The organism is Mesorhizobium sp. M0833, from assembly GCF_040319905.1.
Classification (GTDB): domain Bacteria; phylum Pseudomonadota; class Alphaproteobacteria; order Rhizobiales; family Rhizobiaceae; genus Mesorhizobium.
Genome location: NZ_JAMYOQ010000014.1, coordinates 92,433 through 107,445, shown reverse-complemented (window position 1 = coordinate 107,445; position 15,013 = coordinate 92,433). Strand labels below are relative to the sequence as shown.

The 15,013-nt window shown below is 56.8% G+C and carries 11 protein-coding genes; 9 read left to right on the top strand and 2 right to left on the bottom strand.

The features are described 5' to 3' along the window. The first annotated feature begins 522 nt into the window (after positions 1-522). The 7 genes from NKH98_RS17800 to NKH98_RS17770 all read left to right on the top strand — a co-directional run bounded on the left by NKH98_RS17800 (position 523) and on the right by NKH98_RS17770 (position 10,966). Positions 523-1,446, top strand: a complete 924-nt coding sequence (locus NKH98_RS17800; protein ID WP_352900185.1) for a trypsin-like serine peptidase — start codon at positions 523-525, stop codon at positions 1,444-1,446. A gap of 11 nt (positions 1,447-1,457) precedes the next feature. After that, positions 1,458-1,730: a hypothetical protein gene (locus NKH98_RS17795; protein WP_352900182.1), complete on the top strand. Its 273-nt coding sequence runs from the start codon at positions 1,458-1,460 to the stop codon at positions 1,728-1,730. Positions 1,731-1,771: 41 nt separating this feature from the next. After that, positions 1,772-2,383 (top strand): hypothetical protein, encoded by a 612-nt coding sequence (locus NKH98_RS17790; protein WP_352900180.1) that lies wholly within the window; start codon positions 1,772-1,774, stop codon positions 2,381-2,383. A gap of 354 nt (positions 2,384-2,737) precedes the next feature. Beyond that, entirely contained in the window at positions 2,738-3,676 is a 939-nt protein-coding gene (locus tag NKH98_RS17785; protein WP_352900177.1) for a lipase family protein, read from the top strand. 1,029 nt (positions 3,677-4,705) lie between these two features. Beyond that, entirely contained in the window at positions 4,706-5,854 is a 1,149-nt protein-coding gene (locus NKH98_RS17780) for a trypsin-like peptidase domain-containing protein (protein WP_352900174.1), read from the top strand. Between the two features lie 4 nt (positions 5,855-5,858). Then, a complete protein-coding gene (locus NKH98_RS17775; protein WP_352900171.1) occupies positions 5,859-7,652 on the top strand; it encodes a hypothetical protein in 1,794 nt (597 codons plus the stop codon). Further along, positions 7,649-10,966, top strand: coding sequence for an nSTAND1 domain-containing NTPase (locus NKH98_RS17770; RefSeq protein WP_352900168.1), 3,318 nt, complete (start codon positions 7,649-7,651; stop codon positions 10,964-10,966). The genes NKH98_RS17775 and NKH98_RS17770 overlap by 4 nt, the downstream gene beginning before the upstream one ends. Before the next feature lie 66 nt (positions 10,967-11,032). On the opposite strand, the gene grrM is transcribed toward NKH98_RS17770, so the two are convergent. After that, positions 11,033-12,226 carry a cyclophane-forming radical SAM/SPASM peptide maturase GrrM/OscB gene (gene grrM, locus NKH98_RS17765; protein WP_352900165.1) on the bottom strand — a complete coding sequence of 398 codons (1,194 nt, stop codon included), beginning with the start codon at positions 12,224-12,226 and terminating at the stop codon, positions 11,033-11,035. Next, entirely contained in the window at positions 12,207-12,527 is a 321-nt protein-coding gene (locus NKH98_RS17760; protein WP_352900162.1) for a hypothetical protein, read from the bottom strand. The genes grrM and NKH98_RS17760 overlap by 20 nt, the downstream gene beginning before the upstream one ends. 392 nt (positions 12,528-12,919) lie before the next feature. On the opposite strand from NKH98_RS17760, the gene NKH98_RS17755 reads away from it, so the two are divergent. Continuing rightward, the gene (locus tag NKH98_RS17755; RefSeq protein ID WP_352900159.1) at positions 12,920-13,720 is read left to right on the top strand and encodes a glycoside hydrolase family protein; all 801 of its coding nucleotides are present in this window, start codon (positions 12,920-12,922) and stop codon (positions 13,718-13,720) included. Positions 13,721-13,768: 48 nt separating this feature from the next. Then, positions 13,769-14,998: a trypsin-like serine peptidase gene (locus NKH98_RS17750; RefSeq protein ID WP_352900156.1), complete on the top strand. Its 1,230-nt coding sequence runs from the start codon at positions 13,769-13,771 to the stop codon at positions 14,996-14,998. The last annotated feature ends 15 nt before the right edge of the window (positions 14,999-15,013 follow it).

Sequence of the window (15,013 nt, the reverse complement as noted above, 5' to 3'; positions counted from 1 at the left end):
GCGGCACGTGCCGGCGGACATCTGCTACGCGCATCCGATCGGTTCGTGGACCTGACCGGCGACCGCGAGCTGGGACCCGACAACCTTCAGTCGATCCGGAGCTGGTGATCCGGAATGTTGATCATCGGCTACTGCATGGGCATTCATATCTCCTCGGAGCGACACCGGCTCCTCAAGCTGCTCCGGCGCCCCCGCGGAGCTTGGGCGCCTTTTTGCGGCGCGAATGCTCCGATCGCATCTGCCAAATGGCATCACCCGACCTCGTCCAAGGGCGTGGTCTGCCTGCCGATTGGAGAGCGCCGAGCAATCCTCGGGATGAATGAAGGGCACCCCTGCGACGAGCCGGTCAGCCTGGCGACAAACAATTCGGCTCCGGTCGACTGTTTGGATCCCTAAATGATTAGCAACGGTCCGGCGCCTACTTCGGGCAGAAAATTTATATATATCGGGTTTTTGTTATGATGTCTGACGATTTTGGAGTATTAACGTTTCGTCCTGAGTTGCTGAGTTTTGGGAGGCATAATGAACTTAAAGCTGAAGTCGATCCATAAACCTGCGGACACTGAAGCCGGAGCTCTTGAAGCTTGGACACCGCCAGTGAGCGGGAACAAGATTGCCGAGCGCATAACCCCTGCTCCGGACGGACCTCCCTCGAAGATTTCCGAATTGGTTCGCCGGCGCATTGTCATTGGAAAAAGCAAGGACAGCATCGCACCGCCCGTCGAGAACGGTCTCGAAACCGTGTTCAACGCGGACGAGAGAACTCGTATCGTTTCCACGGATCAATATCCTTGGAAATTGATTTGTGCGCTCGAGATCGACGCAATGACCGGAACTTATGTAGGCACCGGATGGGTGGTAGGACCGCGCACACTGATTACGGCCGGGCATTGCGTGTTCGATAGTAAGCAAATGGGGGGCTGGGCTCGAGAGATCACGGTCACGCCGGGTCGGGATCGAGAGCGCCGACCCTTCGGCTCCTTTGTCGCAAGACGTTTCTCGACGCTCAATCTGTGGACCGAAAAACAGGACGCCGACTACGACATTGCGGCGATCCATTTGGATGCAGATCTCTTTCCCGCGACAGAAGCATTTCGGGTCGGGGCGTTGCCTGACGAGGAATTACAGGACTATTTGGTTAACGTTTCTGGTTATCCCGCCTCGCCGGGGGGCGGCACGGAACTTTACTGGGCGAAGAACCGGATCCGCGCCGTCACGACGCGTCGGATATTTTATGATGTCGACACGTCGGGAGGGCAGAGCGGTGGTCCTGCCTACGTCTTCCCCGACGAGAACGCACATCCGGTCGTAGTCGGAATCCATGCCTACGGCGAAGGCGGCACGCCCGGCAGCATTGCTATGCGAGTAAATTCAGCCCCCCGCGTTCTGCCTGAAGTTGTCGAGCAAATTGAGGCTTGGCGAGCTGAAGACATGGAGACTAGTTAACTGGCCATTGAATGCTGATGGGCGATGCCGAGAAAATTTTGCATCACGGCCGAGTCGTTCGTTCAAATGGTGAAGGCGTCTCGGAAGCGCTTGTATACGTCACGACGGGAACGGCACCGACTCCCGAAATAGCCATCCGCAGTGACGGTGCCGGCCACTTTGGAATTGCGTTGCCACCTGGCCATTTCAGGCTGCAGGCACGGACGGTGGATGGCAAATTTGGAGTGACCACAATCGTCACCGGGCCGGAAGCGAGCAGCTTCGAGATAAGCATTGCAGATTGACCGACGTCAATGGACGCTGGTCGAACGAGGGAGAGAAACCAATGAGCGACCAGAACAATCCATTTCCCGAAACCGAGGCTGCTCCGCGGCCAGCGACCGACATCCCTGACTCTGAACTTGCCAAAGAGATTAGCAATGCTGGCGACGAGGACCTGCACGGCGATCCGGACGATCCAAGTCCGCAGCCTTCGCCAGGTGAGGCAGCATCGATATCGGCATGGCGGATTGCGAAATCCCTGCTAACACTCCGTTCACAGGTAAATAGCCTCGCGCCGAGCCGTACAAAGAAGAGCGACGGCACGATTGGTGACCCCAGCCATCAGTCTCGAGCATCTGACCACAATCCATGGGTCAAAGACGGCACGGCAGGTGTAGTGACTGCAATGGATATCACGCACGATCCGGACCATGGCTGCAGCGCTGAAGCCATCGCGAACGCGATTACGCAAGCAAGGGACTCTCGTGTAAAATACATCATATGGAACCGGAAAATCGCCAACTCTTCTGCGGTTGGCGGTGTGCCGGCATGGGGGTGGCGGAACTATAGTGGCAGGAACGGACATACGCATCACATCCATGTGTCTGTAAAACCCGAAAAAGCAACTTATGACAGGGAGACCGCATGGAATTTACCCCCATCCCTGACTGGCTAGCATCCAAAATAAAGGCCACTCCGAACGACTGAGGTGCTTCCGAAGCTGGTGAAACCTTAGTCCTTGCGCATGAATTCGGATTCGGGCGGAGGTTGCCAAAACGTAGTTCGGCAGGCGCTTTGCGGCGAGGCTTGTCTCGTCACCATCGCTGACCGGTATCGGTCTCCCGTTTTGGTAGCTTGACGGCCGTAATATTTGCTTCTGCGCAACGAACGTCGGCGTTCAATGTTCTCCTGTCGATAGGCTGAAGGGTGGGATTGAGGGAAGAAAGTTTCGTCGCCGTGGCCCATGTTCTATTGTGAATGAGGGGCAGCGGCTTCGAAAACGTCTGGGAGCTGAAGAAGGGCTAATCGAATGGCTCACGTTACATTCATTCACGGGATCGGCAACAAACCCAACGCGAATACGCTGCATGATATTTGGCTGCGCAACCTTGCCGAAGGTCCTGAGGGCCTAGACCTGAAACTGAGAGGCGTCACTTCTTCAATGGTGTATTGGGCGGACGTTCTTTACAGCGAGCCCGACCTAAATGTCGCTGCTTATGAAAGCGCCGCCGCATCCCCGATCGAGGAGACTTTTGCCAACGCTTCAACTGGTGTGCCTGCTGCGGAGAGTGCGGATGAGACTGCGTTCCTCGTGGGGGTGGCCGCAAAGATTGGTGGAACATTGGCAGCGACGGAGGCTGTGGAGGCGATCGCGCCGGACCGCATGCAAGAAGGCGCTGCCTACGAAAGAGTGCCTCTTCCCTGGCCTGTCAAAAAGATCTTTCTCGAAACCTTCCTGCGCGATGTACACCACTATCTCTTCAATACGCAGCACAGCCCGCGGCCGGGAACCACATACCGAATCCAAAATGAGATCCGGCAGAGGTTTGTCGCAGCGCTGCAGGCTCCTGTCGATGATGGGCCCCATATCGTTGTGAGCCACAGTCTGGGCACTGTTATCGCCTACGATTGCCTAAAGCGCGTCGACGATTGCGCCCGCGTCAATGCGCTTGTGACAATTGGAAGCCCGCTTGGGCTGGACGAGATTCAGGACAAGCTACAACCAGGCTGGACGCGGGCCGACGGGTTTCCGAGCAAGAAGGTCAGCGGATCATGGTCAAATGTCTTCGATAAGCTCGATCCGGTTTGCGGCTTTGATCCGTTTCTGGCAAACGATTTTAAAGCAACCGGACTGGCAAAATTAGAGGATATCGAGGTATCGAATAAGGGAGCTTGGCGCCATTCTATCGTCAAGTACCTTCGCGCGCCTTCGTTCCAGAAGTCACTGAATGAGATGCTGAGCCTTTGACAATGCACGCATTTGATCCGAGATATGCAGTTCGCTGTCGAGAAGGCTTATGCGCAGGAGGAGAGAGGAAAGAGCCAAGCTCAAGAAAGTGGTGAAAGCTGCTGGCTGAGCGTTGGAACCGGATGCCTAGCGATGCGGTGTGGGCAACTTTGGGGAACGTCGAGCGTCCAAGCTCTTTCGACGATCACGCGAATCAGGGCTGATAGGGCACCTTCTCTTCTCTGCTTTCGTAGCGGAGCAGGTACGTCTGGATGAAGACCAGTGTTTATCAATCGTGCCAAGAACGGTTGTAAAAATCCGTTCGGCACTGACCCGGATCGAACGTACCTTTCTCAATATCCACAACTCATGGCTGGGCACATGCTCCGGAAGGTTTTTCCTGCTGCTTTAAGGCTTCATCTTTCCTATTAGATGCGTAAAGTCCCATTGCATACCTTAACATGAATCCGCCATCATCTTAAGTATCCCCGGGCTTCTTCGAATGCCTCAAAGGGGCCGCCTCAACAGCGGCCCCTTTCCGTTGGACCAGCCCTGGATCATGCTGTTCGATGCCCAAGCGCGGAAACTCCACCCGAGAAATGCTTTTGGCGCCGTGGCTTCGGATCAAGTGGAAACTTCGCATGCGCCATGTCGCGGCAAAATTTTCACCAGATCATTGTCCTGTTTTCAAGATCACCAAACTACGGCCGAGTTTGAGAGCGCGACGACCACAATCACGTAAACAACTCTCTCCTCGCGGTGCTTGAGCCAAAGCTCCGCGATTGCGGCATCAAATCCCACTCGCCTTTGCCATTTCCTTATAGTAGTATTTCCTCATGAATGCGCACGGCTAGCAATTTCCGCGGGGGCAAAATGCGTGTTTCAGTTCGCCGATCGTCTTGTCGCAATCGCCTTCCCGGCGCGAAGAATCTTGGTGCGCCGCGAAAACGCATTCACCATCGCGATTGCCTCATGCGTGACTCCGAACGTGGCCTGGTCGGATTGTGGGCGCAGCCGCATGAAAAAAAAGAAGCATGACGGGAGCGTCCCTTGAAACTACGGTTAAGCGGGCCGGAACTGCGAAAGATCAGTGACGCCATCATTAATACATACGGTGGTTCTCCCAACGCGCTCGCCTTACTTGACCGCGCCGTTACCAGCTATTTTCCCAACCGAACCGTTTACACCTACATTACCGTTGCCTCACCTTTTGCCTTGCAGGTTGCGGACCTGCTTGTGGCGGCAAACGGCCAAGGCTGGCTTCCGGGCCTGATTGGCGCTCTTCAGCAAGATCAACCCGACTCGGAAGAGCTACAGGACGTTCTGAGAGACAGTCTTTCTACGGCGTCCGCGCGGCAGGTTCAGGACTTCGTGGCTGGCAGCGGGAACCTGACTGCCAAGGTTCAGGTCGAGCTCCAGCGAATTCTGCCGGGTAAAGGGACAACGCTGAACCTGCAGGCCCTGAACCGGCGCCTCCGAAGTATCTGCCGCATTGACTACGCCGACCTCAATCCACCCGGCGTTGGCACTGGATTTTTGGTCGGTCCGGATCTGGTGCTCACGAATTGGCACGTCGTCGAGCGCGTTGAGAGGGCGCCCGCAGCCGCGAAACGACGCCTCGCCGGCGAGTTGCGTTTCCGTTTCGATCTGATCGACCGAGCGGCTGCGGAAGATGCCGGAGGCCGGGCCAGTTCGGCAAATCTCACCAATGAATCGCCCGTGCTGCGATCCAGTCCGGCAGGAGGCATAGAGATCCCCGGCGGTCAGGGCGAGCCCGGGATGAACGAGCTCGACTATGCGCTCATCAGGCTGGCCGAAAAGGTCGGCAACGACCCTGTTCCGGGAGCGATGCCGGGAGAGATTCGAGGTCACATCCAGCTTCGCGATTCCATGCCGCAACCGGTAACTGACGATGCGCTGATGGTACTTCAACATCCCATGCGAGGCGAACTGCAATTTGCCATCGGCACGGTGCTGGGTCCGAACCAGACCGGCAGCCGCACCAGGCACACGGCGGCAACGCAACAGGGCTCGTCAGGGTCGCTGGTGCTGGACGCCTATCTTGCGCCCACTGCGCTACATAACGGTACTCATTTCGGCACAAAACTGGAGCAGCAGCCCTACAACACCGCAGTCCCGCTCAGCCATATCGTTTCCGACCTAAAGAATGGCGGCATCACCGAGATGCTGCAGGAGTAGGCAAATGCTTACGTCAGAGCAAATCAATAAGCTGCAACCACTCGTTGTCACGAATTTTGCGGGAAGATTTGCAGATGAATTGCTCGCAAACTTCTCGTTCTTGAGAGTTGGAATATCCCTCGAAAGGGTAACAGCCGCCAACAGCTTGTTTGATACAAAGGTGCTGGATTTCCTGCGATCTTTGAACGGACAACAAGTCTACAAAGCCCTGAACGAGTTGAAGCTGGAATATCCGGACAACGACGAGCTCGAGAGTGCGATCGACGACATCCTCAAGGAACTCAGCGCCCAATCTCCTGGGCCGAAGCAGGGACAACAGCCACCGCCGACCCTAAAGCTTCTACTGGCCAACGGCAAAATGGAAGCGGGGTTTGTGCCTGGCGTCAAGAAATATCTCCAGGAGGTTATGGATGGTTGGGAAGTCATCACCGGTCAATTAACATCCAACGACATCGACGAGAACGTGGCCGTCATCGCATTACTGGCCAACTTCGGCACGCAGAAGGGTGTCACAGACCCGCCATTAAGTACCGTTCAATTTGCATTGCAGAACCTCGCTCCGCCACGCCGGGTGGTGCTTGTTTCGCTCAATCGCGGCGCCTTTCAATGGGTACAGGACAGAATTCAAACCCTTAATCGAAAGGATGTTGTCGAAACCGAATCCTTTTTTTACGAACCCGACGGCCAGCCAATCTTCTTCGCTCAAGCGGGCCCCTTTCGCGAGGCCGAGATCGAATATCGCGTGAAGAATATCGGCATGAAGTTGTCCTCGATGTACTCGCTAGCGAGTAGCCAAACTAACGCAAACTTGGTCGCGGCAACGACCGGGCGCCAACCAACCGTCCCGATCATCGTGTTGGGCGAACCAGAGGGCTCGCCGCCTTCCGACGCAGAAGCTTCGATCCAAGGTCTCATCACAGCGCTGAAGAAGAGCGGGCTCGAATTCAGCTATTGGGGACATGGCTGGCGAAACGGACGTCCTCAACCGACCGGACTTCTCGTCAAGGACCCGATTTTCATCCGCACGGTCGGCGATGCGGAAACGAACACCACGCGAGTCGCCCAGGATCTGGAAAGAGCCCTTCGATCGGTATTCGACCCCAGGGAAGCGGTAATCGACCTTCTTTTAAGCTGCCGCCATGTGCTCTGGCGTCCGAACGGCCCGTCTTGGGGGCTTGTTGGCGATTCCTTCGATCTCGGGCGCGCCAACGATGATCTTGACAACATCGAGACGCGAATCGCTCAGCCGGACAAGTTCGTCAAATGGCTGGAGCGTTTTGTCGCGCCCGATGCCGTGATTTTCCATGAGGCGCTGGGCGAACAACGTCCGGCCGGCCCCATTCGTATGCTGCGTGAGACGATTACTGAAAGCCTGTCTGTGCCGACGCGAAAAGCATTCGTCCGCTTGCGGGCATTCAAGGAATTGCCGAATTTCGGGGACGACCCGCTGACCATTGTCGCGGTGGACGATCTTCCGATCGCGGCCGGCATCGACCTGCGTGAGAAGGTAAAATCTCGCTTTGATCAGTTCAGATTCAAGATCGACCAAATCCTGGAACAGAAGCGCTCCGACACAGATGGCCCTGCGGTCATTCGAATCGCCATCTTGACCCAGGGAGCGGCGTTGTTCCAAGGCGACCCGGCCGATCAGAGCAACATCCTACGCGGATGGAAGCCGCTTCGTGTCGACCGTAACGCGTCCAACAATTTTTGCGCGGACAGCAACGACGCCGATGCCCTGGCCAAATTGATGCAGCAGTTGATCAACGGCAGCGAGCCTTATGGGCCAGAACAATGACTGCGAAGCCCTATCCCGGCTTGCGCAGCTTCACGCAGGAGGAAGCCTCGCTCTTCTTTGGTAGAGAGGTGCAGGTGCGCCAACTGCGCGATATTCTCGCGGATCGCAATCTGGTGGTTGTGCTCGGCGGGTCAGGGAGTGGGAAATCTTCCTTGGTGCGCGCGGGCCTGCTCCCGAAGCTCAACAGCACGGCGCCCATCCCCAAACGCAGCGGCGCTTGGTACCCAATCGAATTCCGGCCTCGGGCCAATCCGGCCGAGGAGTTGTTCGAGGCGATCTTTTCCCAAGTTTTTCAGCCGCTGCTGAAAGCACCCTCGGTCCCCGCCGGCAGCGCGACGAAATCGGGCGGCGAGGACCAGGCCGCAACGGCAACGGCAATCGGTGCGGAAAGGCTCAGACGTCTTGAGGCCGTCAGCGCGGCGCTGAATATCTCCCCCGCCCTTCAACCTGGCGAGGATGTCGAAGCGCCGTGCAAGGAAAAGCTACGGGAACTTCTATTCAGCGACCAGACTTTCGATGTCGGATCTCTGTTCGAATTTGCCGAGCAATCAATCGTTACGCTCGACGAGAGGCTCGCCACCGGACCGCGCTCCGGAAAAGCCAATCTCCTGATCCTGATCGATCAGTTCGAGGAAGTTTTTTCGCTCCCTGCCGAAACGAAAGAAGACGGATTGAGCATGGTCATGGCTCTTGTGACCAGCATCCAGGCTTATCGTCCGGCCAACTTGTTCCTGATCGTCACGATGCGGAACGAGTGGTTGCACCGTTGCAGTGAGATTCCGGGTGTGGCCGAGGCAATGAATGGCTCGACATATCTGGTTGATCTGATCGCCAATTCCGAAATCAGAAACATCATCGTCGAGCCGGCCCGTTGGGTGCTGCGCGCGGCAAATTTGCATCCGGGACCACCCGCTTGCGGACCCTTTGCCGACGAAACGCTCTGCCAACTCCAGGCCGCCTTCGACGATGTCGCCGCTGTAGAGTATGAATCGGATCGCCTCCCACTGCTGCAGCACCTGCTTCCGCTGCTATGGGCTGAGGCGGCTGCTGAGCACGACGGCAGCGTGGAGAAGGCCCCCTTCTCGATCGAGCCAAGGCACCTCTGCGCCGTGCCGGGCTGGAACTCAAAAAGGAAGCTCGCGGGCTGCCTGAACGCCAATGCTGGTCGGGTCCTCGATACTGCCGTGGCAGTTGCGAGCAAATCCGCACGGATTGGCCCGGACGACGCCGGCCAGTTGATGCATGCCGCGTTGACCAATCTCGCTGTCCTCGACGACCAGGGAATCGTTCGTCGCCGGTTTGCGACCATTGACAAGATGCTCGACTCGAGCGCCGTTGCCGAACGGCAAGGCGAGGAGCGGGATATTATCAAGGAGGCGCTGACGAAAGGGCTCGCGGAATTCGTGACGGCCACGCTGATCGACTCCAAGAAAACCGCCGACAGTGAGCAGTTCGATATCAACCATGAAGCACTGGTTCGAAACTGGGAAACCTACGCCGCCTGGGTGGATCAAGTCCGATCACTCAAGAACCGGTTGCGGGTGATTGACGACAAAATACGATCCGCGCAAGCCGACAGGGAGCGGGCATTACCATTGACGCGGCTCAACGACCTGCTTTCTGCGACCGATCTAAGATCGGCCGCCGAGCTAGTCGGAAGCGAGACGGCCAAGTTACTCGACGACGTCTTTGGCTCCAGAGCTACCTTCAGCCAGTCATGGGCATACGGCGCCCTAGACGGCGACGTCAATGAGGCGCGCAACAACGACCGGGTCGCCGATGTGGCGCGCATCAAGAACCGGGTCGAAGATGCTCAACGATTTAGAAACAACCCATGGCATCAATATCGCTTCCCACTGATCATTCTGATCGTTGCGATAGTTTCAGCGGGCGCAATCGGATATAACAACTACCGCGGAAAGGTTCAACAGACGGCATTACTGGTCGAGAAGCAGAAACTTCTGTTGGAGAAAGAACAGCTGCTTGTAAATGTGGAGACTACATTCGACCTGCAGCGCCTTGCTAGCGCAGAAAACGTTACTGAAACCGATAAGATGTACAAATTGCAAGCTCTCAGGAGTAAGGTGGAAGACTTCGTTGCATTCAGTTTGGTTTCCAAAAAATCAAAGGATTATCAAAAGTTGCCCGTTGTCCTGCGGCAGCCTTTGGCCGACACTCTCACTGAGCTCGACGAGAGATGGCGCTCGCTCCTTGGCAGCAAAATCTGGCTTCGACGGTCTATGACCGGAAGCATCGGCCCATTGAATTTTCAGGATGCGATTTGCATAGATCCGGGTACGAAAAGCATGCTTCCAATTCTGAACGATGCGGTTGCTTGGGTTCCTGTTCTTGAAGCTGAAAAGCAGCTTTGGCGGCCCGCATTAGTTCAACGCGCCGGTGAGAAGATTGCCATCGCGTCGAATCAGCAGGTCGGAGAGGACTGGCAGCCCGAGTCTGTGGTCTGCACGTCGCCAGACGGAAAGTGGCAATTCACATGGATGGTCAAAGACATTAACGGCAAGCCCACCGCGCAGACGCCTCGCATTCGAAATATCGTCATAAACCGTCTTCCAGTCACTGCGCAGTGGCCTCGCATTCGACCGCCAACGAGTGGTAATATGCGACTGTACGTCAGCGTTGGATCCGACCGTTGGTTCGATGATTATGATAGTCTGACCATTTACCGCGATCGAATGTTCGATGAGTTCGGCAAAGTATCGGCAGCCGTGCGCGACGAGAAGCGCCCTCGTCCCAATCCGATCAGATTCGCTCGAGACGGTCATTGGGTTGGCTTTCAAATTTCATCGGTCAGCGGGGACCCATTTATATTGTGGACGACCGAGGGCGTGAGTGAGCGCCAAGAAGACGCACCTCGAGCTGTCAAGGGATGCGTCAAACAAACGGACGTGTCCAGCTGCGTGATTGGTCCAATGGAGTATGCTGGAGAGCAGTATGAAGTCTTGATCACATCGAATCGGCAGCTTGATTACTTTCCGCAATGCGAGGAAAAGGGCGCGATTTGCAATATCTCAGTTCAAATACGGTTTGCTGAAGAGGGGCGCCGCCAAAATGTTCGCGCTCAACTTGGAATGTTTCCCTCAACACAGATCAAGGGCGGAATCATCACGTCAGACGGTTACTTAATCCTGGCGGACGATGGGGGACAATTTTGGCGATATCTGTTCGATGGCAAGGAATTGGCAAAGCTGCAGAAGGATACTTGGCGCGGCGAGAATCTGGACGGAATAGATTGGAGGAGCTCTCCATGTGAAAAGTTGCGCTGCAAGGATTTGATCGGTAGCATTGCACCGTAATAGGGGCGTTTATGGGCAGCTGCTTCGATGCAGCCCGTGCAACTGTAAGCCATCGTCTGCCGAAGGTCACAGGACAGATTGGGCCTGAAGCTTGAGTCCCGCGTCGATCTTCGAAATTTCCCGGTCCAGCCGTTCAAGCGAAACGTCCGCGATCACCTGATGGGCCAGCTTGCAGGCGAGCGTTTCCGTCGCCACAAACCCCCCGCATTCCGACATTTTGTTGACCGGCGAGCCTCCGAGGCAGATGTTGAAATACGCGCAGCTTTGATGGCAGAGCGCTATCCCCTGCCAGATGTCGTCCAGCATTTTGCGGAGCACCGGCTCCGCAAGCACGTCTTCAAGACGCGACTGGGGCAGGCGGCCGATAACATAGTCGCCGTAGCCCTGATGCGACAGGCCGGCTAGTTCCGGCGAGAAGGTAAACAACTCGCCTCCGGTCGCGACCGTCAGCATGGCAAAGGGCATGTTCTGGGAATTGGCGTTCAAGTGGCCAAAGGCCGGATGCTTGAGCATCGCCAGCATGTTTTGGTACTCGCGAATTCGTAATGGCGGGCTCGCGCTCTCGGCCGTTTCCAGTACGACCTCAAAGAACGCACGGAAATCCTCGATCACGCCAGGACGGGCCAAGCTCGATGAGGTATTCGCGCCCTCCACCTCCTCGATATTAAAGCCGAGGTCCGAAACGCCCTCATCATGGAAAAAGGCGATCAGTTCGCGCGCATGCGGCAAAGTTGCATTGGTGATCACACAGATGACGCGGCTCGATACGCCGCGTTGCCTGAGGAGCCGCAGACCGCGGAGCGCCGCGGCGTGGGTGCCCTTGCCCGAGCGCGTGCGGCGGCGCGCATCATGTAGGAAGGCCGGACCGTCAATGCTCACCCCGACCCGCACACCGTGCGTCAGAAAAAGATCGCACCAGGCGTCATCAATCAGCATTCCGTTGGTCTGAATGGCGTGAGGGATGGCCATGCCTGAAGGGGCTACAGCCGCTATTCTCGCAAACGCCTCGCTATACCAGGACCGTGAAACGACTAGGGGTTCGCCGGCATGCCACACGACGGTGAAATCGGGAGCGTTCAATTTTCCTTCAAAGACGAAGCGCGCCGCAGCAGCGACGATGTCGTGACTCATGATTCGGCGGTCGTGCCGGTGCGGGAGGTAGCAATAGTCGCAATCGACGTTACAGAACGCCGTCGGCTGCATGATTAGCAGTCGCGTGGCGCCGGTCAGATCCCGGCTTTCAAAAGTTGCTCCAGCCATTGAACCAGTTCGGGAAGTTGGGGAAGTTGGGGAAGTTTCCGAAATTGGGGGAGTTCGCGAAATTCGGAAAATTCGGAAAGTTCGGAAAGTTCGGAAAGTTCGGAAATTGCGTAAGCTGAGTTGTGGCGTTGTCCTGTGACGACGTCTCGCGATGGATGGCCTCGAGATAGCGAGCCCGAATTGCTTCGAGCCGCTCAATCGAAGGGGACGGTGCGGCATGATTGGCACTGCCCGATGTGCTGCCGTGGCCAGATATCGCGGCGAGCGCGATCAGAAGAGGAAGACTACGTGCGCTATTCACTTCTTCAACGCTCCCGCGGGATACTCACTCACGAGCAGGCTCGGTCCTGCTAGTATAGCGGCTTAATCCATCTAAGGTAGAGCAATTCGACGAAGCGACATATCCGCCGCCGATTCATAGTCACTGTCGCGCATGGTCTTGATCGTGCGAGACGTTTAGCTGCCGGCTAAGGTTGAGATGCACGGCCGCGCAGGGGCGATCCCATTTATAGGGCTGCTCCTTCCCATCGTCGATTAGACGCTTTACAGTAGAGGCAACCAAAATTCGGTTGCGATGCCGCACCTGCTTCGATTGTCTGTACGTCCAGACCCCTTACTGCCGTTCATCACGGCAACCACATCAGTCGCGGCCTCAGCGTGTGTTCGCGGAATCTTTCATGGAGGAGGCATAGCATGGAGAACAAAATAGGTACTTCCAGCCCATCCGATGGCAATGGCTTCGATCAAGAGTTGCCGATCAGCGAAAGCGAACTTGAAGCCGCAAGGTCCGAAAGGGAAGGAGCGGCATGGTGGCTGCAGAACATTGAGGATGAGATAGCGAACAACGAGACCGAGTCAAACATACTGCACCGAGCATCGAACACGCCAATCTCCGACTGGGCATTCAACCTGATTATTGAATTTGAGGTGTCGAGCCAGGCCACCTATGAGGCGAAATATCGTGGCGCGATCTGGCCGCAGGGCGCCTCGGGTGTCACAATCGGAATCGGCTACGATGTCGGGTACGTAACCAAGGCGCAACTGAACGCCGATTGGCAAGATGCGATCTCGGCTGGCTCACTTGCGGCGCTGGCCGGCGTGGTAGGGATCAACGGCAATCCCGCTAAAGCGGCTGCGGCAGGGCTGAAGGGCAAGGTCGATGTCCCATGGAACGCGGCGATATCCGTCCATCGCGGCAAGGTCATGCCGCGCTGGGTGGGTCTGGTCGAGGACAGTCTGCCTAATACCAATTTGCTTAACTCGAATGCGCTGGGAGCTCTTGTCTCGCTCACCTACAATCGGGGCGCGTCGTTTCGAAAGGACGGGGATCGGTTTACGGAGATGCGCAACATCCGCGCGCACATGGCGAACAAGGCATTCTCCAAGATCCCGAATGAGTTCCGCTCGATGAAACGGATCTGGCCGACCGTTCCCGGTCTGCAGAACCGGCGTGAGCGCGAAGCTCGCCTATTCGAGCTCGGCGCGGGGGTTTAGGACGCAAAACAGTTACGTACCCATCCTCGAACCGAAAGGCCTGTCGTAATGGGCGAGACACCGAATATGGTCGAGATGAAAGCCGAGGCCAGAGACAAGACAGTCACTCAGTTGCGGAGGAATTTTCTTGTGCGGGGTCCAAGCGTGACGGAAGCTGCTCCCGATGACGGGTTCCAGGGCGCCGTCAGCCCCGATCCAATGGATCGCGTTGCCGCCGCGCGCGAGGCGATGCGCCGCATCGTCAGGGATCGCTTCGGCGGCGATGCCGCGATGATGAAGGCTGTCGACGGCGTTGCGATAACCGGCGAACAGGCAATTGCCGTCCTAGAGGACGAGTCAGCGACGGATTTTCAATCGGATGACCAAGGCGACGCGCTTGAGACAATCATCGCCTTCGATGGTTCACGACCGTCCTTTTTGGTCCGCGACGGGACCATTGATTTTGCTTCCTCATACAACACGGAGAACTGGGCCGCCCGGCTCAAACCGCATGCGGAGCGCATTTCGGCGGTGATTGACTGCGTCGGGCGTGTGGAAATCGACGAAGATCTCGTCGGCACTGCTTTCCTTGCAACCCCAACGCTCGCCATTACCAACCGCCACGTGGCGGACATCCTCGCTCGATTCGAGAATGGAAAAATCCGAACTCGGCCGAACGCATTTGTTGATTTCGGCCGAGAGGCAAAGGACAACGCCTCCCGCGACAGACGAGAAATCAAGGGCGTGATCTTCGCAGGCTCGCAACCGATCATTGGTCCGATTGAGCACAGCAAGTTCGATCTTGCCGTTCTATATCTCTCAGAGTCTAAGCTGGTGGGAAATGAAGCACGTCGTTGCCTAGACCTGGGCGGAGTATCGCCGGACGACTTTGCCTTCGCTGGTGCGATTGCCACGATCGGCTATCCCACTGATCCCAGCGGAGCGGTGCCCACGCAATTGAGGACCGAATACGCTGATGTGCTGGTCAAGCTATTGGAAGGAGACGGCGGGGCCAAGCGTTTCGCTCCGGGCCTGCCGGCGAGCGGCGATGGGCTGGCGGCGTGGACGGCATCACATGACGCTACAACGTTGAAGGGCAACTCGGGCGCGCCGCTGCTAGTTATAGGCAAGCACCCATCGACGCCGACGACTGCGGCTGGGCTTCATTACGGCGGACGCTGGAACGGGCCGCGCACGAACTGGGCACACCTGCTTGCCCTAACAAGCGGAGCTGTGGGTTATTGCGGGAAGTCCTTCGGCGAATTCTGTTCGCAGGAGGGCATTCGGCTAGTTCTCTAGATGTTCAGCCCCGTC

Bases quoted from the DNA above. Each gene is read 5' to 3' on its own strand.
- NKH98_RS17795 (WP_352900182.1), top strand. From the start codon at position 1,458: ATGCTGATGGGCGATGCCGAGAAAATTTTGCATCACGGCCGAGTCGTT.
- NKH98_RS17775 (WP_352900171.1), top strand. From the start codon at position 5,859: ATGCTTACGTCAGAGCAAATCAATAAGCTGCAACCACTCGTTGTCACG.
- NKH98_RS17750 (WP_352900156.1), top strand. From the start codon at position 13,769: ATGGGCGAGACACCGAATATGGTCGAGATGAAAGCCGAGGCCAGAGAC.
- NKH98_RS17755 (WP_352900159.1), top strand. From the start codon at position 12,920: ATGGAGAACAAAATAGGTACTTCCAGCCCATCCGATGGCAATGGCTTC.
- NKH98_RS17770 (WP_352900168.1), top strand. From the start codon at position 7,649: ATGACTGCGAAGCCCTATCCCGGCTTGCGCAGCTTCACGCAGGAGGAA.
- grrM (WP_352900165.1), bottom strand. From the start codon at position 12,226: ATGGCTGGAGCAACTTTTGAAAGCCGGGATCTGACCGGCGCCACGCGA.
- NKH98_RS17785 (WP_352900177.1), top strand. From the start codon at position 2,738: ATGGCTCACGTTACATTCATTCACGGGATCGGCAACAAACCCAACGCG.
- NKH98_RS17790 (WP_352900180.1), top strand. From the start codon at position 1,772: ATGAGCGACCAGAACAATCCATTTCCCGAAACCGAGGCTGCTCCGCGG.
- NKH98_RS17800 (WP_352900185.1), top strand. From the start codon at position 523: ATGAACTTAAAGCTGAAGTCGATCCATAAACCTGCGGACACTGAAGCC.